Annotated in this window: 24 protein-coding genes and 3 tRNA genes; 8 read left to right on the forward strand and 19 right to left on the reverse strand. The window is 74.9% G+C overall.

Annotated features, from left to right (window positions below):
- Window positions 1-24 precede the first annotated feature (24 nt).
- Complete coding sequence (locus RDV89_RS02515) at window positions 25-882, forward strand: endonuclease/exonuclease/phosphatase family protein (RefSeq protein ID WP_315731007.1); 858 nt, start codon at window positions 25-27, stop codon at window positions 880-882.
- Here RDV89_RS02515 and RDV89_RS02520 read toward each other — a convergent pair.
- On the reverse strand, window positions 857-2,290 hold the full coding sequence (locus RDV89_RS02520; protein ID WP_315731009.1) for a hypothetical protein: 1,434 nt from the start codon (window positions 2,288-2,290) through the stop codon (window positions 857-859). The two genes, RDV89_RS02515 and RDV89_RS02520, sit on opposite strands and share 26 nt — an antisense overlap.
- A 54-nt stretch (window positions 2,291-2,344) precedes the next feature.
- Here RDV89_RS02520 and RDV89_RS02525 point away from each other — a divergent pair, with 54 nt between their 5' ends.
- Window positions 2,345-2,806 (forward strand): hypothetical protein, encoded by a 462-nt coding sequence (locus RDV89_RS02525; RefSeq protein WP_315731011.1) that lies wholly within the window; start codon window positions 2,345-2,347, stop codon window positions 2,804-2,806.
- A gap of 174 nt (window positions 2,807-2,980) precedes the next feature.
- On the opposite strand, the gene RDV89_RS02530 is transcribed toward RDV89_RS02525, so the two are convergent.
- Genes RDV89_RS02530 through RDV89_RS02545 form a run of 4 tightly spaced genes read right to left on the reverse strand, consistent with a single transcriptional unit; the run spans window position 2,981 to window position 5,117 of the window.
- Window positions 2,981-3,232: a hypothetical protein gene (locus RDV89_RS02530; protein ID WP_315731013.1), complete on the reverse strand. Its 252-nt coding sequence runs from the start codon at window positions 3,230-3,232 to the stop codon at window positions 2,981-2,983.
- Between the two features lie 37 nt (window positions 3,233-3,269).
- A complete protein-coding gene (locus RDV89_RS02535) occupies window positions 3,270-3,497 on the reverse strand; it encodes a hypothetical protein (RefSeq protein WP_315731015.1) in 228 nt (75 codons plus the stop codon).
- 11 nt (window positions 3,498-3,508) lie between these two features.
- Window positions 3,509-4,126, reverse strand: a complete 618-nt coding sequence (locus tag RDV89_RS02540) for a class F sortase (protein ID WP_315731017.1) — start codon at window positions 4,124-4,126, stop codon at window positions 3,509-3,511.
- Between the two features lie 7 nt (window positions 4,127-4,133).
- Window positions 4,134-5,117: a hypothetical protein gene (locus RDV89_RS02545; RefSeq protein WP_315731019.1), complete on the reverse strand. Its 984-nt coding sequence runs from the start codon at window positions 5,115-5,117 to the stop codon at window positions 4,134-4,136.
- A 202-nt stretch (window positions 5,118-5,319) separates the two neighbouring features.
- On the opposite strand from RDV89_RS02545, the gene RDV89_RS02550 reads away from it, so the two are divergent.
- Window positions 5,320-6,333 carry a ferredoxin family protein gene (locus RDV89_RS02550; RefSeq protein WP_315731022.1) on the forward strand — a complete coding sequence of 338 codons (1,014 nt, stop codon included), beginning with the start codon at window positions 5,320-5,322 and terminating at the stop codon, window positions 6,331-6,333.
- Here the strand turns inward: RDV89_RS02550 and RDV89_RS02555 are convergent.
- A complete protein-coding gene (locus RDV89_RS02555) occupies window positions 6,315-6,908 on the reverse strand; it encodes a hypothetical protein (RefSeq protein WP_315731024.1) in 594 nt (197 codons plus the stop codon). The genes RDV89_RS02550 and RDV89_RS02555 overlap by 19 nt on opposite strands.
- 62 nt (window positions 6,909-6,970) lie before the next feature.
- Between RDV89_RS02555 and RDV89_RS02560 the strand changes: the two genes are divergently transcribed.
- Complete coding sequence (locus RDV89_RS02560) at window positions 6,971-7,432, forward strand: hypothetical protein (protein WP_315731027.1); 462 nt, start codon at window positions 6,971-6,973, stop codon at window positions 7,430-7,432.
- A 47-nt stretch (window positions 7,433-7,479) separates the two neighbouring features.
- On the opposite strand, the gene RDV89_RS02565 is transcribed toward RDV89_RS02560, so the two are convergent.
- Window positions 7,480-7,552, reverse strand: a tRNA-Lys gene (locus RDV89_RS02565).
- Window positions 7,553-7,619: 67 nt separating this feature from the next.
- Window positions 7,620-9,203 carry a phytoene desaturase family protein gene (locus tag RDV89_RS02570; protein ID WP_315731029.1) on the reverse strand — a complete coding sequence of 528 codons (1,584 nt, stop codon included), beginning with the start codon at window positions 9,201-9,203 and terminating at the stop codon, window positions 7,620-7,622.
- A 119-nt stretch (window positions 9,204-9,322) separates the two neighbouring features.
- Here RDV89_RS02570 and RDV89_RS02575 point away from each other — a divergent pair, with 119 nt between their 5' ends.
- Window positions 9,323-11,419: a sensor histidine kinase gene (locus RDV89_RS02575; protein WP_315731031.1), complete on the forward strand. Its 2,097-nt coding sequence runs from the start codon at window positions 9,323-9,325 to the stop codon at window positions 11,417-11,419.
- Window positions 11,420-11,609: 190 nt separating this feature from the next.
- Here the strand turns inward: RDV89_RS02575 and RDV89_RS02580 are convergent.
- Window positions 11,610-11,685: transfer RNA gene (locus RDV89_RS02580), tRNA-His, on the reverse strand.
- 54 nt (window positions 11,686-11,739) lie between these two features.
- Window positions 11,740-12,387, reverse strand: coding sequence for an oligoribonuclease (gene orn / locus RDV89_RS02585; protein WP_315731032.1), 648 nt, complete (start codon window positions 12,385-12,387; stop codon window positions 11,740-11,742).
- A gap of 88 nt (window positions 12,388-12,475) precedes the next feature.
- Between orn and RDV89_RS02590 the strand changes: the two genes are divergently transcribed.
- Window positions 12,476-13,240: a DsbA family protein gene (locus RDV89_RS02590; protein ID WP_315731034.1), complete on the forward strand. Its 765-nt coding sequence runs from the start codon at window positions 12,476-12,478 to the stop codon at window positions 13,238-13,240.
- Window positions 13,241-13,255: 15 nt separating this feature from the next.
- Here the strand turns inward: RDV89_RS02590 and RDV89_RS02595 are convergent, their stop codons facing one another.
- The 5 genes from RDV89_RS02595 to RDV89_RS02615 all read right to left on the reverse strand — a co-directional run bounded on the left by RDV89_RS02595 (window position 13,256) and on the right by RDV89_RS02615 (window position 16,324).
- On the reverse strand, window positions 13,256-13,750 hold the full coding sequence (locus tag RDV89_RS02595) for an aminoacyl-tRNA deacylase (protein ID WP_315731036.1): 495 nt from the start codon (window positions 13,748-13,750) through the stop codon (window positions 13,256-13,258).
- The gene (locus RDV89_RS02600) at window positions 13,747-14,799 is read right to left on the reverse strand and encodes an LLM class flavin-dependent oxidoreductase (RefSeq protein WP_315731038.1); all 1,053 of its coding nucleotides are present in this window, start codon (window positions 14,797-14,799) and stop codon (window positions 13,747-13,749) included. Before RDV89_RS02600 ends, RDV89_RS02595 begins: the two co-directional genes overlap by 4 nt.
- Before the next feature lie 4 nt (window positions 14,800-14,803).
- On the reverse strand, window positions 14,804-15,667 hold the full coding sequence (locus RDV89_RS02605) for an aldo/keto reductase (protein ID WP_315731040.1): 864 nt from the start codon (window positions 15,665-15,667) through the stop codon (window positions 14,804-14,806).
- 65 nt (window positions 15,668-15,732) lie between these two features.
- Window positions 15,733-16,056: a GroES family chaperonin gene (locus RDV89_RS02610; protein WP_315731042.1), complete on the reverse strand. Its 324-nt coding sequence runs from the start codon at window positions 16,054-16,056 to the stop codon at window positions 15,733-15,735.
- Window positions 16,057-16,075: 19 nt separating this feature from the next.
- A complete protein-coding gene (locus tag RDV89_RS02615) occupies window positions 16,076-16,324 on the reverse strand; it encodes a DUF3618 domain-containing protein (protein WP_315731045.1) in 249 nt (82 codons plus the stop codon).
- Between the two features lie 128 nt (window positions 16,325-16,452).
- Between RDV89_RS02615 and bcp the strand changes: the two genes are divergently transcribed.
- Window positions 16,453-16,932: a thioredoxin-dependent thiol peroxidase gene (bcp, locus tag RDV89_RS02620; RefSeq protein WP_315731047.1), complete on the forward strand. Its 480-nt coding sequence runs from the start codon at window positions 16,453-16,455 to the stop codon at window positions 16,930-16,932.
- A 33-nt stretch (window positions 16,933-16,965) separates the two neighbouring features.
- Window positions 16,966-17,046 (forward strand) — tRNA-Leu (locus tag RDV89_RS02625).
- 7 nt (window positions 17,047-17,053) lie between these two features.
- Here the strand turns inward: RDV89_RS02625 and RDV89_RS02630 are convergent.
- Genes RDV89_RS02630 through rph form a run of 4 tightly spaced genes read right to left on the reverse strand, consistent with a single transcriptional unit; the run spans window position 17,054 to window position 19,763 of the window.
- Window positions 17,054-17,779, reverse strand: coding sequence for a hypothetical protein (locus tag RDV89_RS02630; protein WP_315731049.1), 726 nt, complete (start codon window positions 17,777-17,779; stop codon window positions 17,054-17,056).
- Window positions 17,780-17,828: 49 nt separating this feature from the next.
- Window positions 17,829-18,410 carry a 1-acyl-sn-glycerol-3-phosphate acyltransferase gene (locus RDV89_RS02635; RefSeq protein WP_315731050.1) on the reverse strand — a complete coding sequence of 194 codons (582 nt, stop codon included), beginning with the start codon at window positions 18,408-18,410 and terminating at the stop codon, window positions 17,829-17,831.
- Window positions 18,407-19,021, reverse strand: coding sequence for an RdgB/HAM1 family non-canonical purine NTP pyrophosphatase (gene rdgB / locus RDV89_RS02640; RefSeq protein ID WP_315731052.1), 615 nt, complete (start codon window positions 19,019-19,021; stop codon window positions 18,407-18,409). The genes RDV89_RS02635 and rdgB overlap by 4 nt, the downstream gene beginning before the upstream one ends.
- A complete protein-coding gene (rph, locus tag RDV89_RS02645) occupies window positions 19,014-19,763 on the reverse strand; it encodes a ribonuclease PH (RefSeq protein ID WP_315731055.1) in 750 nt (249 codons plus the stop codon). Before rph ends, rdgB begins: the two co-directional genes overlap by 8 nt.
- Window positions 19,764-19,847 lie beyond the last annotated feature (84 nt).

The raw sequence follows: 19,847 nt of genomic DNA on the forward strand, positions 1-19,847 counted from the left end.
GGTCGCGGCGGCTACCGTGAGGTGATGGCGCCGCTGCTGGGGATCGCGACGGCCAACGCTGCCAGCGGCCGCGACGGGCGCGGCGGCCTGGGCCCCGCGGGCTGGGAGCGGTGGTCCCGGGCCGCGGCGGGGCTCGACGTCGACGTCCTGGCCGTGCAGGAGGTCGACCACCTGCTGCCCCGCAGCGGCGAGGTCGACCAGACCTCCGTCCTCGCCGAGCACCTGCGCGCCGGCGGGCCGGTGTGGACCTCCCGGTTCGCGGCGGCCGTGCACGGCACGCCCGGCTCGGCCGCGACCTTCCGGGCGGCGGGCCCCGCCGCGGGCGAGCGGCCCGGGGAGCCGTCGTACGGCGTCGCGCTCCTGTCGCGCCACCCCGTCCGGGAGTGGCGCGAGCTGCGGGTGCCTCCCTCGCGCCTGCGACTGCCGGTGCCGCTGCCCCGCGGGGCGGGGGCGCGGGTGGTGTGGGTGCCCGACGAGCCGCGGGTCGCGCTCGCCGCCCGCGTCGCGGCGCCGGGGGCCGACGTCACCATCGTCACGACGCACCTGTCCTTCAGCCCGCTGCACGCCCGCGCCCAGCTGCGCGCGCTGGCGCGGTGGTGCCGCGACCTGCCGCGGCCACTCGTGCTCCTGGGCGACCTCAACCTCCCGGCCCGGTGGGTGACCGGCCCGACGGGCGCGGCGCCGGCCCTGCTGGCGCCGACCCATCCCGCCCGGCGGCCGCGCACGCAGCTCGACCACGTGCTGCTCGACGACCCCGCCGGCGAGCTGGTCGTCGAGGCCGCCGGGACCCGTCGCCTGGGCGAGAGCGACCACCTCGCCGTCCGGGTGCTGCTCGGGCGGGGCGACGGAGGGGACGTCAGGCCCGGGGCTCCTCGGTCGTGACGACGACCTCGGAGATGGTCTCGCCGTCGCGGCTGCGCACGCGCACCCAGCCCTGGTCGAAGCGCCACGTGTCGTCCGTGCGGCTCGAGGTCCGCGGACGTCCGAGCGGCACGTCGGCGCGGCGCGGCCGCTGCGGCATGCCGTCGAGCAGGCGCTCGGGTGCGTCGGTGAGGCGGACGGCCACCACCTCGCCGCGGCGCAGGTCGAGGCGTACGCCCGGGAGCCCGCGCACGTGGGCGACCAACGGGTGGTCGTCGCGCAGGCCGAGGACGTCCAGGAACGTCGTGAGCCCGCCGGAGCGCCACCGGAGGAACCGCACGGCGAGGCCCCGGCCGCGCACGACGACGCCGAGGTCGGTGGCCCGGGCCTGCGGGTCGACGTCCGCGTAGCCGACCACGACGTCGCACCCCGCGAGCTGGTGCAGCTCACGCGGACCGCTGACGCCGACGGGCACCCCGAGCGCCACGTGCAGCTCCGGGCGGGTGGCGCGGGCGAGCGCCGCGAGCGCGGGTGCGGTGGCCGTCGTCAGGTCGACCCGCACGCCGTGGATCGTGCCGCCCTCGCCCTGCATCTCGACGCCGTCCTCCCAGGCCAGCAGCCGGCGTCCGTGTCCCGAGCCGGACGCCCAGCGTCGGCGCTCGCCGTCGGCGAGCGCGGCCACGGCGAGGTACTCCGCCCCCTGCTCGGGCCGCCCCGGCGCCGCGAGCAGCACGCCGAGGACGCCCGCGGGCGCGCCCGGCTCGGGGCGACGGCTCAGCTCGAGCGCGACCAGGGCGTCGCCGTCGTAGCGTGCGTGGAGGGTGGCGCCGTCGATCTCCCAGGAGTCGGGCTCGGTCGCCGCCGGCGCGCCCAGCACGGCACGCACCTGATCGCGTCCGACGCCGGCGTCGAGGCCGGCGACCAGCGCGGCCGGACGGGGGTAGGCGTCCTCGCCGACCAGGGCGAAGGTCGCGGTGCGCTTCGGGGCTGCTCCCGGATCGTCCGGGTCGGTGTCGCCCGCCAGGGCCCGCGCGACCCGCGCCCGAGGGTCGTCGACCGGGACCCCGAGCGCGTCGACGTGCCACCACAGCTCGCCCTCGAAGGGCGTGCGCAGCATGCGGGAGCGGTGGGGCGACCAGGCGGCCGGCTTCCACGCGCCGCCCCGCGGGTCGAACATCCGGAGGTCGTCGTGCCCGCCCTGCCAGCACTCGGCCATGAACGGGCGCAGGGGCCAGGCGTCGGCGAGCCCGTCGGCGTACTGCCGCGGCGTCAGCGCGAACAGCGCGTCGGCAGAGCCGTGCCCGACCTGCTGGTCGACGCCCACCCAGGCGCGACCGCTGCTGGTCTCGACACCGCGGCTGGGGTCGACCGCGACCTGGACGAAGTGACGCGGGTCGGGTCGGTCGCGTCGTTCGCGCTTGCGGCTCACCGGGACAGTCTTGCCGCTCGCCCGGAGTTGCCACGTGGCGGCACCATGGCGTTCGTGGACGACGACCTGGCCCGACGCTTCGAGGGCCATCAACGGGGGCGACCCGTCGACGGCCCCCGGACGCAGCGGCTGCGTGAGCTCGTGGCGACGCGGCGCGGTCTCGCGCCCGGGGCGAGCGTCGCGGACGTGACGCAGGCCGAGGTCGAGGAGTGGGCCGGCGGAGCCGGCGACCGGATCCGGGCGCGGCCCTGGGGCTGGATCGTGAGCAGCGTCTCCGCCGCGACGCAGCCGGGTCCGCCGGGCCGGCCGCCCCTGCCACCGCCGCCCGGCAGCGGCGGCGGGCTGCTCGTCGACGCCCGCCGGGCCGAGGTGCACGCCTTCTCGGCGAGCCCTGCGGACCTCTTTCCGGTCCGAGACCTCGACTCGGTCGAGGCGTTCGAGCGCTTCCGGGCCCTGCGGCTCGGACCGCGCGGAGACACCCTGCCGCGCCCTCCGGGGCCGGCCCCGGAGGCGTAGGCGAAGGCCGGCGGCAGGACCGTCGCCCAAGAAAACGCGGACCCGGACGAGGAAAACGCGGACCGGGACGGCCCGGCGAAGCGACGGCGTCCGCGTTCTCCCGGCGGCGGTCCGCGTTTTCTTCGGTGGGGGCCCTCGGGGTGGCCGGCTTCCGGATCCTCGGGCCGCCTGTCGTCAGTCGACGACGGCGGCGACGGCCTCCACCTCGACGAGCTGGTCGTCGTAACGCAGCACCGTCACGCCCATCAGGGTGCTCGGCACGTCGCCGACCCCGACCGTCGTGCCGTCCTGGTCCAGCGGGCACGAACCCGCGAGGAAGATGAGTCGGGCGTCGGCGGGGACGGTGGCGGCGTACGCGTACTCCGCGGCGTCGGAGAGGGCGGCGGATCGGACCAGGGTCACGGCGCTGGGCGCATCGGTGGGCACGCGCCCAGCCTTCCAGGTGGTCGGCCCAGCCCGCCCGTCACACGGCGGCGGAAGTGAGCTCGTCGCGCCGCAGCCAGCGGTCGACCCGCCGCCAGACCAGGACCTGGCCGACGCCCATGAGGATCACGGTCAGCGCGACCTCGATGCTGCCGGCGGCTCCGAGGACGGCACCGATACCCGTGAGGGCCAGCGCCCAGAGGACCAGCACGGCGGCGACGCCGAGGGCGTGGGCCACGGCGGCCAGGGGCATCGAACGGTGCTCCACAGCGATCCTCCTCAGGCGGCGCTCGGCACGGCGTGCACGATCACGGTGGACTCGAACGCCGTACCGTTCCAGTCGCCGCAGGTCATCAGGACCAGGCCGCTGGCGCCGTCGGCGCGGTAGACGTCGGCGGCGACGTCGGCGAAGTCCTCGACCGCCACCGTCTCGCTGCGCTCCACGGTGAAGGCGACCGTGCCCTCGCTGCCGGTGACGAGGACCTCGTCCCCGGCCTCGACGTCGACCAGGGGGTCGAAGACGCCGTCGTCGGCGGAGGCGGTGTGTCCCACGATCACCGCGTTGCCCGGAGCACCGGGGACGGCGCCGTCGCGCCACCAGCCGGTCTCGTCGAGAGCGGCCGGGACCTCCTGCGCGTTCTCCGGGGTGGTGCCCACAGGCTCGACCGGAGCGTCGATGTCGAGGTCGACGATCTCGAGCCGCGTCGGCAGGCCGACGGGCCCGGTCACGAGCTGACGCTCGGCAGGCGGCAGCGCCGCCTCGCTGGTCCGGACGGGCTCGGACGCCGCGACGTCCTCGGGCGGGGCCTGCTCCTGCTCGCGACCGAGCAGCAGCAGGATCCCCACACCGAGGACGACGACAGCGGCAGCGAGAGCCCCGAGAAGCCTCTTGCTCACCGGACGATCAGATGCCCGCGGCCGGCGCCACGGTCGGGTGCGTCGGACGCTTGACCCCACCGGCGGCCGGGGCCGCGCAGTCCTGGTCCACCTCGACGCCGACGAACTGGACGTCGTAGAGGAAGTCCTCGTCGGCCTCGTCGATGTCGAAGTCGACGCCCGCGAGGACGACCACGAGCTCACCCTCCGTCGAGACGGTGCGCGAGGCGCCCGGCTCGAGCGTGAACTGGCCCTCGACGTCGTCGGCCTCGATGTCGCCGTAGTACACGTCCACGGCCTCGTCGGCCACGCTGGTCACGACGACGCCCTGGCACACGGCCTCGGCCTCGACGAAGTACGGGAAGCAGTCCTCGCTCACCGGGAGCACGAACTCGGTCACGGCGTCCGCCGGGAACTCGTAACCGTCGAGCGGGTAGGCCTCGACGACCAAGTCCTCGCCGTCGGAGAAGTACGTCGACGGGTACGTGCCGGCGTCGACCGGCTCGGTGTACCAGTCACCGTCGCCGTAGTCGTAGACGAGCTCGTAGGACACGCCCTCGACGTCGGGCACGACGAAGGAGCAGTCGTCGGCCACGACCGGGGCCGGGGTGACGACGGTGAGGGTCTCGGAGACGTAGACGGAGATGACGTCGGAGACGGTCGGCGCGACGCCGTCCTCGGCCACGACGAGCTGGAAGGTGTACTCGTCGCCGACCTCGGCGTCGGCCGGGATGGTCACGTCGACGCTCGCGTCGGTGGCGGCGGCGACCGCGGCGGCGTTCCAGCCGTCGACGACGTCGACGGCGTTGCCCTCCGGGGTGACGGCCACGGTGGCGGCGGGGTCGACGGCGGTGACGTCCCACGCGACCTCGAGGGTCGTGCCGACGGTGGCCTCGATGTCGTCGGTCGTGCCCGCGATCGTGAAGGTGTCGACGGTCGCGGCGCTCGCGGGCGAGGCGACCAGCAGCGGGGCCGCCAGGGCGAGGGCGGGCAGGAGCAGGAGACGGCGCAAGGGGTTCTCGATTCTTCGTCGTGACGGGGCGTCGTGCCGCGTCAGGCGAGCGGGAAGTTATCAGCCGGGAGGCCCTCCCCGCCGGAGAATCGACAACTCGACTGGACCAGCATCTCGTCAATCCGCGGATCCGGGCCCGCGGTCGGCCCGCAGCCCCGCGGTCACTAGCCTGACGGGCGCGATCCGACCACGAGAAGGCCCCGTGACGACCCCTGCCACCCCGCGTACGACGACGCGCGCGACCGACCCCGTGTGCGAGGCGGCCGCCTGCTGGGCCGGGGCGTCGGTGCTCGACCCGGGGCGCTCCACCCGGCGCGGCGACGCCTGCACCGTCCGGTCCTCGGACCTGCGCGACCGCATGGTGGGCAGGGCCGGGCACGCCACCGCCTGGCTGGCCGTCGAGCACACCGGCCCGTGGGGTCGCGACGTCGTGACGGGGACGCTCGACGGGCCGCTCGCCGGCGTCGACCTGACCGGCGTACGCACGGTGCTCGTCCGCCGCAGCGCGGCGCGGCGCCCGGCTGGGGCGCCACTCACCGTGCTCCTGGCCCGCAGCGGCGGTCCGACGCCCTGGGTCCGACGGCTCGAGGTAGGCGGGCTCGACGAGCTCGCCGGGGTCGTCCGGCTGCTGGGCGACGCCCCGCCGGCGGAGGGCGAGGCGCCCGAGCGTCCGGTGGTCCTCGTGTGCACGCACGGTCGTCGCGACGCCTGCTGCGCCGAGTTCGGCCGGCCGGTCCACCGCACCCTGCGCGACCACCCGGGCGCCGACGTGTGGGAGGCCACCCACGTGGGCGGCGACCGCTTCGCCGCCAACCTGGTGATCCTCCCGGAGGGTCTGCACTACAGCCGGCTGACGCCGTCGACGGCCGCCGCGCCGGTCGAGGCGTACCTGCGAGGCCGTCTCGACCTGCCCCACTTCCGCGGACGCTCGACCCGCACGATGGCCGAGCAGGCGGCCGAGCACGCCGTGCGCGTCGAGCTCGGCGTCGACCGGATCGAGGCCCTGGCGACGTCCGGCCACCACACCGACGGCGACGAGCACGTCGTCACGGTGACGGTGGGCGGGCAGGCGTACCTCGTCAGCGTGCGCGAGCAGCCCGTCGCCCCGGGCGGGGTGCTGCACGGCTGCACCGGCGGCGCCGAGCCCGCGACCTGGCGGACCTGGACGCACGCCCGGATCGAGCGCCTCGAGCCCGGTCAGCCGCGGTCGCGGTAGCGCTGCTCGTGGAAGTCCTCGGGGTCCACGTCGACCTCGGGCCGCTTCCAGTCGTAGATGCTGCGGGGCTCGGCGCCCTCGTAGCCCGCCTCGCGCAGGGTGCGGAGGATCCAGGCGCGCAGCGCGTCGTCGTCGAGGTCGCCGTCCTCGTCGAGCAGACCGTGCTCCTCGAGGAGCACGTCGTCGTCGACGAGCAGCTCCTCGAGCTCCGCGGCGTAGAACTCCGTGACCGAGACGGCGCCGGTGAGGCGCAGCTGGCCCTCGTCGTCGAGCTGCGCCAGCGGCGCCCGGTCGAGGGGGATCGAGGCCGGTCCGCGCCAGTACCCCACAGCGCGCTGGGGCTCGACCGCCACCCACGTCACGAGGGCCGCCGTCTCCTCGATCGCCCGGACGTTGGCCATGACGTCGGGGTTCGCCCGGTCGTCGTCGGTGAGGTAGCTGGTGTCCAGCAACTGGCTCGGCGTGCCCCCCGGCTCGAGGAAGGTCACCCCGAGGTCGGCGAACGGGTGGGTCTCGCCCGCAGTCTGTCGTCGCAACCACAGCTGGGCGTCGGCCGGTCGCTCGTCAGTCGTCATGGACCCCTCTGTGCGTCGCACGGGGCGTCCGCAAACCTCGTCGAGGTCCTACGCTCGGGAGCGTGCCCACCCGTGACGCGACCTTCGCCCTCGTCGCAGCGACCTCCGTGGTGCTCGCGCTGGGCGGCTGCAACGCCCTGGCCGACGAGCTCAGCGGAGGCGAGGACTCCGCCCGGGCCGCCGCGGCGGTCGAGGAGGCTCTCGTCGCGGCGCTTCCCGACGCGGAGGGTGTGGACACCCGCAGCAACAAGAGCGGCTTCTCCCAGGTGCTGGGCGTGACGGTCACGTGGCCCGCCGGCTCGCCCCTCGACGCCGGCACGGTGCGGACCGGCGTCACCACGCTGTGCGAGTCCCTGCGCGACCACGACTCCGCCAGCCTCGCGTTCGTGCAGGAACCCGACGGCCTCGTCGACCTGACCGCCTCGTGGCCCGCCGCGTTCCCGGACGGGCCGGACGTCCTGGACAACGACGGCGCCGGCGTCACGCTGTACGAGAGCGACTGCGAGCAGGTCACCGGTGCCTGAAACGAGAAAGCGGCCGACCCGGTGTTCCAGGTCGGCCGCTCGTCTTGTACGCCATCAGGGACTCGAACCCCGAACCCGCTGATTAAGAGTCAGCTGCTCTGCCAATTGAGCTAATGGCGCGTGCCGTGAAGCGGGTGCAACCTTAGCAGCGGGTGACCGGCAACCGAAATCGAGCGCGACCACCCGCTCAGATCGAGGCCAGGACGGCCTGCGCGGCGTTGTGACCACCGATGCCGGAGACCGCGCCACCCCGCCGCGCGCCGCTCCCGCAGAGCAGGACCTGCGGCAGCGACGTCTCCACGCCCCACGCGCGTTCCGGGGTGTCCAGCGCCGCCCGCGACGGCGCCCACGGCCACTCCAGGTCGCCGTGGAAGATGTGACCCCCCGGCATGGCGAGGTCGCGCTCGACGTCCTGGGGCACCTTGGCCTCGATGCACGGCTCGCCGTCGGCGTCGGTGGCCACCACCGAGCGCAGCGGCTCGGCCAGCACGGCGTCGATCGAGGCGATCGCCCGGTCGAGCGCGACCTGCCGGGCAGCCGGGTCGTCGAAGAGGGCGGCCGGGGTGTGCAGGCCGAAGTACGTCAGCGTGTGCGCCCCGGTCCCCTCGAGGTCGCCGAGGATGGACGGGTCCGTCAGCGAGTGGCAGTAGACCTCGCCCGGCAGGTCGGTGGGTACGCGACCGGCCGCGGCCTCCGCGTACGCCCGCTCCAGCTGCTCCGCGCCCTCGTTCAGGTGCAGGGTGCCGGCGAACGCGAGCGCCGGGTCCTCCCCCGAGGCCAGGCGCGGCAGCCGGTCCAGGAGGAGGTTGATCTTCAGCTGCGAGCCCTGCGGCTTCACCGGGGCGAGCCCCTCCTCGCCAATCAGGTGCGCCAGGGTCCACGGCGCGACCCCGGAGAGCACGAAGCGCGCGCCGACGGTGTGCCGGCCGTCGGCGTCGGCGAACGTCACCTCCTCGGACGCGACCCGGACCACCTCGGCGGAGGTGAGGATCTCCGCCCCCGCCCGCTCGGCCGCGGCCCGCAGCGCGTCCGTGACCGCGCCCATCCCGCCGACGGGCACCCGCCACTCGCCGGTCCCGTTGCCGATCAGGTGGTAGAGGAAGCACCGGTTCTGCACCAGCGAGGGGTCGTGCAGGGAGGCGAAGGTGCCGATCAGCGCGTCGGTGCCGACGACGCCGCGCACCAGGTCGTCGGAGAAGCGCCGCTCGATCGCCGCGCCGAGCGGCTGCTCGACCACGTCGCGCCACACCTGGTCCGGCACCTGGGCCGCGACCTCCTCGACCCGCGGCAGCGGGCGGGTCAGGCTCGGGGCCACGACGTGGGCCAGCTCGGCGACCTCGGCGTAGAACGCCTGCCACGCGGCGTACTCGTCCGTTCCCCCGGTCAGGGCCGCGAACGAGTCCGCGGTCACCGCTCCCTCGCGGCGCTCGACCATCAGCCCGGCGTCACGGCCGTCGCGGCGGTAGGGCGAGTACGACGCCGTCGGCCGCGACACGAGCCGCAGGTCGAGGCCGAGGTCGTCGACGACCTGCTGCGGCATGAGGCTGACCAGGTAGGAGTAGCGCGAGAGCCGCACGTCGCGCCCGGCGAAGGCGCGGGAGGAGACGGCCGCACCGCCGGTGCGCTCGCCGCGCTCGAGCAGGGCGACCGACAGGCCGGCGCCGGCGAGGTACGCCGCCGCGACCAGGCCGTTGTGGCCGCCGCCCACCACGACCACGTCGTAACGGGTGCGCTCGAGCCGGTGGGACCGCTGCTCCGAGGTGACGTCCATGCCGGCCCACGATAGGCAAGGAGCCTCGTCGGGCACCGAACGGCTGCACTCGGGGCCGCGACCCGCCACAATGACCGCAGCCCGGCCGGACCGGCGGCGCAGGAGAGGGGAGGGTGGTCGTGAGCACGCAGCAGTCGACGCCGCGCCCGACCCTGCCCGCGTGGACGCCGCTCGCCGCCCTGGCCGCCGTCGCGCTGATCGGGGGCGCCAGCGCGCTCCTGGCCCACACCTGGGTGCAGGCCGTCGCCGTGTGGCCCGTCGGCCTGCTGACCGGTGCGGCCCTGGCGAGCCGCCCGGCGACCCGCCCGGTCGTCCTGCTGGCCGGCGGCGCGCTCGGGGCGGGCACGGCGCACCTGCTCGACGTCGACGGCGTGACGGCGCTCGCGTACGGGCTCGGGGCCGCGCTGCAGGCCGGTCTGGCCGCCACCGTGCTCCTGCGCGGCGTGCGCACGAGGACCCAGCCCTCGCTGCGCTCCAAGACGGACCTGCGCCGGTGGCTGGTCGCCGGGACGCTCGGCCCGGCGGTCGGCGTCCCGGTCTTCCTGGGCATCGTGCTCGCCGACGGCGGCGAGGTACGCCCCGTGGCCGCGGTGCTGATCCTGCTGTCCTCCGTGCTGAGCCACCTGTTGCTGACCCCGCTGTTCCTGCGGATCGAGCCCGCCCCGCAGCGGGTCGACGTGACCGAGCGGGCGCTGCAGTGGGCCGCCGTGGGCGCCGGCACCATCGTCATCTTCGTCTTCCAGGACGACGTCGCCTGGGCGTTCGGACTCGCTCCCCTGCTCGTGTGGGGCGCCCTGCGGCTGCCGCTGCGCGAGATGGTGGTGCAGCTCGCCGTCACCTGCGCGCTCGTGCTGACGCTGGCCGTCACCGAGATGGGGCCCTTCGCGATCGGCGGCGACACCGGGATGGCCGACATCACGGCCGCCACCCAGCTGCAGCTGTGCCTCGTCGGCGGGGTGCTGCTGGTCGTGCCCTACACCCTCATCGCCCAGCAGCTGCGCGAGCTGTCCTCCGAGGCGCACCGCGAGCGCGAGCTCGTGCGCCGGATCATGGACTCCGCCCACCGCACCGCCATCATCGGCACCGACCGCCGCGGGCGGATCACGCTGTTCAACCGCGGCGCCGAGACCCTGCTCGGCTACCGCGCCGACGAGGTCCTGGGCCACTCCCCCGAGCTGCTCCTGCCGCGCGCCGAGCTGCAGACCCTGGCCGAGGCGGCCGGCACGGCCCCCGAGTTCCACCGCATCGCACGCGCCCTGACGAGCGAGAGCGCCGAGCCGCGCGACTGGCGCCTGCGCCGCAAGTCCGGCGAGGTCCGCACCCACTCCGTCACCCTGACCCAGATGCGCGACGAGGACGGCGCGGTCGTCGGCTACGTCTGCACCTCCGAGGACGTCACCGCCCGGGTGCAGCGCCAGGACGCCCTGCTGGCGGCGCTGCTCACCGAGCGCGAGGCCGTCGAGCGCCTCGAGCAGGCCGACCGGATGAAGGACGCCCTGGTCTCCACCGTCAGCCACGAGCTGCGCACGCCGCTGACCAGCATCCTCGGCTACACGACCATGCTCGTCGACGGCGACCTCGGCGACCTCTCACCGACCGTGCAGCAGACCATGGAGCGCATCCTCGGCAACGGGGAGCGCCTGCGCTCGCTCGTCGAGGACCTGCTCGTGCTCTCCCGCGTCAACGCCGGCGCCCTCGACCTCGAGGCCCAGCCGCTCGACCTGCGCGACGTCGTGCGCACGGCGCACGAGGTGGTCGCCCCGTCCCTGGCGCAGCGTCGGCTCGACCTGCGCATCGAGCTGCCCGACGAGAGCGCCCTGGTCGACGGTGACGTCTCGATGCTGGAGCGGGTCGTGCTCAACCTGTTCACCAACGCGCTCAAGTTCACGCCCGACGGCGGGCAGGTCGTCGTCACGGTCACCCTCGAGACCGACGAGGTGGTGCTGGAGGTCAGCGACACCGGCCTCGGCATCCCCGTCGAGGAGCAGGACCAGCTGTTCACCCAGTTCTTCCGCTCCTCGGTCGCCAAGCGCGAGGCGATCCAGGGCACGGGGCTGGGCCTGTCCATCGCCCGCGCCATCGTCGACCAGCACGGCGGCGTCATCGGCGCGACCTCCGAGCCGGGCATCGGCTCGACCTTCCTCGTCGTGCTCCCCCGCCTCGCCGCCTCCGGCAGCCCCCGGCACCGCCGGGGCGAGACGACGCCGATCGCGTAGGGACCTCTGGAGTACCCGGTTCACCGGGTAACGCACGAGGACGCCCCCGGCACCGTGGCGGTGACGAGGGCGTCCGACGCGCCGACCTTGCGGGGTTGGCTGCGCCGTCGACGGTACTCCCCGGCACGGCACCGCATGCACGACGAAGGCCCCCGACCCGCGTTCCCGCGGATCAGGGGCCTTCGTCGACTGGGGTGAGTAACGGGACTTGAACCCGCGGCCCCCTGGACCACAACCAGGTGCTCTACCAGCTGAGCTATACCCACCATGACCCCGCCGCGGCGTGCACCGCTGCGGGCCGAGGGAGAGTGTAGCGGCACTCAGGGGGTGCTCGTGAAACCCGGGTCGACGGGGTCGGCCCCGAGGCCGGTCAGCGAGCCGCCGTGGCGCTTCGCGATCTCCTGAGCCTGGCCCGTCGTGGGGCCCGGGCGCGGCACGAAGACGGCCTCGCGGTAGTAGCGCAGCTCCTCGATGCTCTCCTGGATGTCGGCGAGCGCGCGGTGGTTGCCCCGCTTGGTCGGGGCCTGGTGGTACGCCTTGGGGAACCAGCGCCGCGACAGCTCCTTGATGGACGACACGTCGACGATCCGGTAGTGCAGGAACGACTCCAGCGTCGTCATGTCGCGCGCCAGGAACGAGCGGTCGGTCGCGACCGTGTTGCCTGCCAGCGGCGGGCGGCTGCCCGACGGGCAGTGCTCCTTGACGTAGGCGAGCACGGCCTCCTCGGCCGCCTCGAGCGTGGTGCCGTCGGCCAGCGCGTCGAGCAGGCCCGAGCGGGTGTGCATGTCACGCACGAAGTCGCCCATCTGCGCCAAGGCCTCGTCGGAGGGCTTGATGATGATGTCGACGCCCTCGCCCAGCACGTTCAGGTCGAAGTCGGTCACCAGGGCCGCCACCTCGACGAGCGCGTCCGCCTCGAGGTCGAGGCCGGTCATCTCGCAGTCGATCCACACCAGTCGGTCGCTCACGACCGGCCACCCTACCCACGCGTACCGACCGGGCAGGCACCGCGCACGTGCTCCCGGCCGCGCACGGGCACCTCCTAGGCTCCTCGTCATGCCCGACCCCGCCCCCGACGCCGACGAGCCGTCCCGCGCCGAGCGGGCCGACGCGACCCGCCGCGGCGCGGCGCGCCGCGAACGCGTGCGCGACCTCACGGTGGCGGGCGGCGTGCTGCTGCTCGTGGTGCTGGTGCTGGCCGCGGTCCTGCTCATCACCACGGGCGACGACGCACCCGACGAGGGCGACGGTGCCGACGCGACGCCCGGCGCCGGGGCGCTCGCGAACTCGGACCTCGGTGGCCGGGTCACGAGCGAGCACGGCATCGCCCTCGGCGACGACGCGGCCCCGCACCGGGTCGTCGTCTACGAGGACCTCGTCTCCCCCGCCGGCGCCGAGCTGGCCGCAGCGCTCGGCGACGACCTGGCGCGGGCGGTCGACGGTGGTCGCGCTGTGGTGGAGTACCGGCCCGTGGCCGAGGACGCCGACGCCGTGCGCGCCGCGAACGCCTTCGCGGTCGTGCTCGACTCGGCGGGCCCGCGGGTGGCGAACACGTTCCACGACCTCCTCGTCGCCGCGGCGCCGGACGGGCAGACCCCCGACGTCGAGACCCTCGTCGACCTCGCCGTGGTCGCCGGCGCGGTCGAGAACCTGGTGCGCCCCGGCATCGACGACCTCGAGTTCGAGCAGTGGGTCGCCGACGGGGCCGCGGCCGCCCGCGACGCGGGAGTGACGGGCGTACCCACCGTGCTGCTCGACGGCGAGCCCGTCACCGGCTCGCCGGCCGAGGTGGCCGCCGCCGTCCTCGCCGCGACCGGCTGAGGAGCTCCGGCCGGCTCACCCGGCTGGCGGGCCGTCCTGGGGGTCGGTCACGTCGCCGACCCGGGCGTCGTACGCCCGCAGCATGGCCGCCGCGTCGACCGTCAGGCCGACGCCGTGCTCGCCGCCGCCGACCGAGACCGTCCCCGCGACCCGTTCGTCGGCGACCAGCGGCCAGGGCCTCCCGTCCGGCCCGGGCGCGGCGCCGAACGGGGTGATGGTGCCGCGGGCGTACCCCGTCGCCGCCAGCGCCTCCTCGGCCGGCGGCATGGAGAGCCGCGAGACGCCGAGCAGCGCGCGCAGCCGCGGCCACGCGATCGTCCGGTCGCCGGGCACCAGCACGAGCACGTAGTCGCCCTCCCCGCGCCGCACGACCAGGGTCTTGAGCAGCCGGTCGGGCGTGACCCCGCGGGCGGCCGCCGCCTCCGCGAGCGACGAGACGCGACCGTGACGCGTCACCGTGTGCGGCACGCCGAGCTCCTCGGCCCCTGCCGCTGCGCGCTCGGCGCTCACGACGCCGCTCCCGCAGGCGTCGCGGGCGACCACCCCAGGGCCGGCCCGAGCCCGCCCGCGATGTCGCCGACGATCTGGCGGTAGTCGTCGTGCTCGAACGTGAAGGGCAGCGCGAGGACGACCTCGTCGACGGCCTGGAACCCGGCGTCGGCCCGCAACCGCTCGGCGATCTCCGCCGAGGTGCCCACCAGGTCCGGCGCGAACATCATCCCGGCCGGGCCCTGCGGCTCTCGGGTGCGCGGCAGCCGCTCGGCCGCGTACGCCCGGTACCGCTCGGCCTGCGCGGGCGTCGCGCTGTCGGTGGGGATCACCACGAGGCCCTGCGAGACCCGGGCGCGCTCCGGGTCGGGATGGGCGGCGCGGAACGCGTCGATCTGGGCCCGCTGCACGCCGGCGAAGTCGTCGGGCCGACCGACGCCCTCCTCGAAGCGCACGACGTTGCTCGACAGGAACCCCAGCCCCTGACCGCCGGCCCAGGCCGCGGAGCGCACGGACCCACCGCCGTACCAGACCCGGTCGGCCAGCCCCGGCGCGTACGGCTCCACGCGCTCGGAGAACACCTCGATGCCCTGCCGGCCGCTGAACGTCGAGGCCGGCTCGCCGCGCAGGTGCCGCAGCAACCGCTCGACGCGGGCGTACGAGAAGTCCTCCTGCTCGGCGGTGTCCGGGTACAGGCTGTGCCGCACGTCGTCGAACCGCATCGGCGGGCCGACCGAGACGCCCGGGTGCAGCCGACCGCCGGAGAGCACGTCGACGGTGGCGAGGTCCTCCGCGAGACGCAGCGGGTTCTCCCAGCCCAGCGGGATCACCGCCGTGCCGAGGTCGATGCGGCTGGTGCGCTGCGTCGCCGCGGCCAGGAAGGCCACCGGCGAGGAGATGCCGTGCTGCAGGTGGCGGTGGCGCACGTACGCACTGTCGAGGCCGAGCCGCTCGCCCAGCTCGACGATCTCGAGCGTGCGCTCGTGGCCCGGGCGCGGGTCGGCCGGGTCGAACAGACCGATGGTGAGGAAGCCCAGGCGCCGCAGGGGCCGCGGCTCGCCGGTCGTCACCGCCTCAGCGCACCGCGTCGAGCGCGGCGTACTCGTCGTCGCTCAGCTCGATCCCCGCGGCGGCGACGTTGTCCTCGAGGTGGGACAGCGTCTTGGTGCCCGGGATGGGGAGCACGACGTGCGAGCGGCGCAGCAGCCAGGCGAGCGCGAGCTGCGACGGCTTCGCGTCGTGCTCCTCGGCCGCGCGCGCCAGCGGCCCGTCGCCCTGCGCGAGCTCGCCGGTGGCGAGCGGGAACCAGGGGATGAACCCGATGCCCTCGGCGTCGCAGTACTCCAGCACCGGCTCCGCGTCGCGGTTCGTCAGGTTGAACAGGTTCTGGACCGTCGCGATCTCGGCGACCTCGCGGGCCTCCTGCAGCTGCGCGAGGCTGACCTCGGACAGGCCGATGTGGCGCACCTTGCCCTCCTCCTGCAACGCCTTCAGCTCGCCCACCTGGTCGGCCAGCGGGTACGCCGGGTCCACGCGGTGCAGCTGGAAGAGGTCGAGGGTGTCGACCCCGAGGCGGCGCAGGCTCAGCTCGGCCTGCTGGCGCAGGTACGCCGGGTGGCCCAGCGGCACCCAGACCGACGGGCCCGTGCGCACCAGGCCGGCCTTCGTCGCGACGACCACGTCGTCGGCGTAGGGCCGCAGCGCCTCGGCGATCAGCTCCTCGGAGACCGTGGGTCCGTACGAGTCCGCCGTGTCGAAGAAGGTGACGCCCAGCTCGGCCGCGCGGCGCAGCACCGCGACCGCGTTGTCGCGGTCGTCGGGCCACCCCCACACGCCGTCGCCGGTGATCTGCATGGCGCCGTAGCCGAGTCGGACGACCGGCAGGTCGCCCCCGATCCTGAAGCTGCCCGAGGCGGCAGCGACCGTCGCGTTCGTCATGACGTCCAGGGTGCCAGCGGCGCCAACCGCCGACGGTCCACGCGGCGGCGCGGGTCAGCAGCCGCTCAGAGGTACAGCCCGGTCGAGGAGTCCGCGTACCGGTCCGCCGCCACGGCGTGCACGTCGCGCTCGCGCATCACCACGTAGGTCTCGCCGTGCACCTCGACCTCGGCGCGGTCCTCGGGGTCGAACAGCACCCGGTCGTCGACCTCGACGGCGCGCACCTGCGGCCCGACGGCGACGACGCGCGACCAGGCGAGCCGCTTCGCCCCCATGGCCGCGGTCGCCGGGATCACGATGCCGCCGGTCGAGCGGCGCTCGCCGGCCTCCCGGTCGAGCTCGACCAGGAGCCGGTCGTGCAGCATCCGGACCGGCGTCTTCTCGCTCATGCGCCGGGGACCGCCTCGGTCACTTCACGACCTTGCGGACCACCACGATGACCGTCACGAAGCCCGCGACGCCGCCGACGACCTTGAGGATGTTGTCCGTGCGGGGCGCGCCCGTCTCGGCGTCCACGAAGAACCCCTTGACCGTCGCGACCTCCTTGCGGGCGATCGTCTTCGGGCTCGTGCGGTAGAGCAGCTCGTCGATGGTCGAGGCCAGCCGCTGCCGGGTCTCCTCGATCTCGCCCTCCAGGGCGTTGAGGTCGTTGCTCACGTGCGCACCGCTTTCCAGGTCGAGTCACGGATCGAGCCGCGGGTGTGCTCCGGCGGCCATCGGGTCCGAACGTTACCAACGGCGGCCACGCCTGCGACGCGTACGCCCGCTGCTCTAGGTTGGGGACCATGAGCCAGAACCGCCTCGCCGTCGGCGACACCGCGCCGGACCTCACCCTCGTCTCCGACTCGGGCGAGCAGGTGAGCCTGGCGGACCTGCGGGGCCGCAAGGTGATCGTGTACTTCTACCCGGCCGCGATGACGCCCGGCTGCACGACGCAGGCCTGCGACTTCCGCGACTCGCTCGCCTCGCTGCAGGCGGCGGGGTACGAGGTGCTCGGCGTCTCCCCCGACACCCCGGAGAAGCTCGCGAAGTTCCGCGAGCGCGACGCCCTGACGTTCCCGCTGCTCGGCGACCCGTCGAAGGAGACGCTGAGCGCCTGGGGCGCGTTCGGGGAGAAGAAGAACTACGGCAAGGTCGTCCAGGGCGTCATCCGCTCGACCGTCGTGGTCGACGAGGACGGCACCGTCGCCCACGCGGCCTACAACGTGCGCGCCAAGGGCCACGTGGCGAAGCTGCGTCGCGACCTCGGTCTCGACGGCGAGTGACCTGCCGGCGGGGGTCGCCGACCCCCGTCACCGGCCGGAGTGGTGGAACGGCAGACACGCAGGTTTTAGGTACCTGTGCCCCAGGGCGTGCGGGTTCGAGTCCCGCCTCCGGCACCGCAGGTCACTCCCAGCTCCACAGCGTCAGGTCGTCGACGACGGTGGTGCCGTCGGAGGCCACGACCTCGACGACGTGGCGTCCCTCCCCGAGCAGCAGGGCCCGCGTCGTGAGCGGCGCGTCGGAGTAGGTGGCCCACTCGTCGGAGGTGACGTAGCCGGCGACGCCGCAGTCGCCCACGACCTCCACGAGGTCCGGCATCCGGTGCACGGTCGCCGCCCGCCCGTAGGTCTGCCCCCGCTCGTTCTCCGGCCACCCGGCCCCGCGCGGCGAGGTCAGCTGCCCGCGCTCGGTGTGGCCGTCCTCGAGGTAGAGGTCGATGACACCGCCCAGCTCGTCGATGTCCACGAGGTCCTCGCGCACCGCGTACCCCCGCACACCGCGATCGCCGCGCACGTAGACGAGGTCCGGGTAGCGTCCGTCCAGCTCGGCGTAGGGCTCGTCGCGACCGTACGAGACGCCCCACGAGGAGCGGCCGACACCCGTCGCCGGGGGCGGGGTCGCCACCCGTGGCGGGGGGCCGCCGGTCACGGTGATGGCGGCCGACGCCTCTCCTCCGGCCCCGAAGAACCTCACCGCCGACGCCTGCGGGCAGCTGCTCGTGCCCACGCCCGCCCTGCTCTGCGCGGCGTCCCACGCCCGGGGCGTACCGAGGGAGAGCGCGACCACCAGGCCGGTCCCGGCGAGCAGCACTACGGCGAGCACCGCGACGAGGCGGCGGCGACGGTTCACGGCGGCAGCGTCCCACGCCGCGGCACCCGCCGGAAGCGGTTCGGGGCGCTCAGCCCTCCGAGCGCAGCCGCGGCTCGATCGCGTTCTCGGGGCGGAAGCCGCGCTTGTCGGCGTAGAAGGCCCGCAGCCGGTCCATGTCCGCGCGCACGTCGCCGGTGAGCTCGAAGGTCGGCCCCCAGCCGACGGTGCGGCTCGGGACGTCGAGGAACGCGAGGGTCACGGGGATGCCGGTCTGCTGGGAGATCCGGTAGAAGCCGGACTTCCAGTACTCGCCGGGGCCACGGGTGCCCTCGGCCGCGATCCCCAGCAGGAACGCCTCGTCGTCAGCCGCGTCGGCCAGCAGCCGGCGGATGGTCGGGCCCGGGTCCGAGCGGTCGAGCGCGACCGCGCCGGTGGAGCGCAGGAGCGGCCCCAGCGGCCCCCGGAAGAGCGACTTCTTGACCAGCAGGCGGATCCGCACGCGGCTGTCCCAGGCCAGGAGCAGCGTGAGCACCCAGTCCCAGTTCGACGTGTGCGGCGCGCCCACGAGGATGCCGCGCTCGGGGACCTGCCCGGTGGTGCGCCACCGCGCGAGCCGCAGCAGCACGCGGGCGATCCGGCGGCGCACCGCGAAGCCGGGACGGTCGCTCATCCGGCCAGCACCCGGGCGACGACGGGGCCGAGCTCGCGCAACGCCCTGCCGCGGTGCGAGATCGCGTCCTTCTCCTCGCGCGAGAGCTCCGCGGTGGTGCGCCCCGGCGCCTCGTCCGCCACGAAGAGGACGTCGTAACCGAAGCCCCCGTCGCCGCGGACCTCGCGGATCACGTGTCCGTCCATGCGGCCGTCCACGACGACCTCGGCCTCGGCGCCCTCGCCGTGCACGAAGGCGACGGAGCACGTGAAGTACGCCCCCCGCCGCTCGTCGGGCACGTCGGCCAGCTGCGCGAGGAGCAGCTCGTTGTTGCGCTCGTCGCTCTTCGGCGGACCGGACCAGCGCGCCGAGAGCACCCCGGGCATGCCGTTGAGGGCGTCGACGCAGATGCCGGAGTCGTCGGCGACGCTGGGCAGGCCGGTCGCGGCGCGACCGGCGCGCGCCTTGAGCAGCGCGTTGCCGGCGAAGGTCGGCTCGTCCTCGACCGGCTCGTCGTAGGTCCCGACGTCGTCGAGGCCGAGCACCCGCACGTCGGGGAGGTGCGCTGCGAGGATGCGCTCCATCTCCTCGAGCTTCTTGCGGTTGCGCGAGGCCAGGAACACCTCAGGCATCGAGCGCCTCCCGCTGCAGGCGCGTCAGGTCCGCGCAGCCCTTCTCGGCCAGCCCGAGCAGGGCGTCGAGCTCCCTGCGCACGAACGGCGCGCCCTCGGCGGTGCCCTGCACCTCGACGAAGGCGCCGTCGCCGGTCATCACGACGTTCATGTCGGTCTCGGCCCGCACGTCCTCGACGTAGGGCAGGTCCAGGCGCGGCACGCCGTCGATGATCCCCACCGAGACGGCGGCGACGGAACCGGTCAGGGGCTCGCCGCTGAGCGCACCGGTGGAGCGCAGGTGCGCCACCGCGTCGGCCAGCGCGACGTAGGCGCCGGTGATCGCCGCGGTCCGCGTGCCGCCGTCGGCCTGCAGCACGTCGCAGTCGAGCTGGATGGTGTTCTCCCCGAGCGCTGCGTAGTCGACGACCGAGCGCAGCGAGCGGCCGATCAGGCGCGAGATCTCGTGGGTCCGGCCGCCGATGCGGCCCTTGACGGACTCGCGGTCGTTTCGGGTGTGCGTGGAGCCCGGGAGCATCGCGTACTCCGCCGTCACCCACCCCAGGCCCGAACCCTTGCGCCAGCGCGGGACGCCCTCCGAGGCCGACGCCACGCACAGCACCTTGGTGCGGCCGAACTCGACGAGCACCGACCCGGCGGCGTGGTCGAGCCACCCGCGGCTGATCCGCACGGGGCGGAGCTCGTCGTCGGCGCGTCCGTCGGGGCGGCCGGTCGGGGCGGCGGCAGCAGGCGTGGCAGTCATGCCGCCGAGCCTAGGGCCAGCGACCGACGGGCACCGAGCGGGCACCGAGCGGGCACCGAGCGGGCGGGGCGTACGCGCCGTGCG

It is taken from the genome of Nocardioides imazamoxiresistens, from assembly GCF_032378595.1.
Taxonomy (GTDB): domain Bacteria; phylum Actinomycetota; class Actinomycetes; order Propionibacteriales; family Nocardioidaceae; genus Nocardioides; species Nocardioides imazamoxiresistens.

Bases quoted from the DNA above. Each gene is read 5' to 3' on its own strand.
- RDV89_RS02515 (WP_315731007.1), top strand. From the start codon at position 25: ATGGCGCCGCTGCTGGGGATCGCGACGGCCAACGCTGCCAGCGGCCGC.
- RDV89_RS02555 (WP_315731024.1), bottom strand. From the start codon at position 6,908: ATGACGACTGACGAGCGACCGGCCGACGCCCAGCTGTGGTTGCGACGA.
- RDV89_RS02570 (WP_315731029.1), bottom strand. From the start codon at position 9,203: ATGGACGTCACCTCGGAGCAGCGGTCCCACCGGCTCGAGCGCACCCGT.
- RDV89_RS02590 (WP_315731034.1), top strand. From the start codon at position 12,476: ATGCCCGACCCCGCCCCCGACGCCGACGAGCCGTCCCGCGCCGAGCGG.
- RDV89_RS02605 (WP_315731040.1), bottom strand. From the start codon at position 15,667: ATGACGAACGCGACGGTCGCTGCCGCCTCGGGCAGCTTCAGGATCGGG.
- RDV89_RS02610 (WP_315731042.1), bottom strand. From the start codon at position 16,056: ATGAGCGAGAAGACGCCGGTCCGGATGCTGCACGACCGGCTCCTGGTC.
- bcp (WP_315731047.1), top strand. From the start codon at position 16,453: ATGAGCCAGAACCGCCTCGCCGTCGGCGACACCGCGCCGGACCTCACC.
- RDV89_RS02635 (WP_315731050.1), bottom strand. From the start codon at position 18,410: ATGAGCGACCGTCCCGGCTTCGCGGTGCGCCGCCGGATCGCCCGCGTG.
- rdgB (WP_315731052.1), bottom strand. From the start codon at position 19,021: ATGCCTGAGGTGTTCCTGGCCTCGCGCAACCGCAAGAAGCTCGAGGAG.
- rph (WP_315731055.1), bottom strand. From the start codon at position 19,763: ATGACTGCCACGCCTGCTGCCGCCGCCCCGACCGGCCGCCCCGACGGA.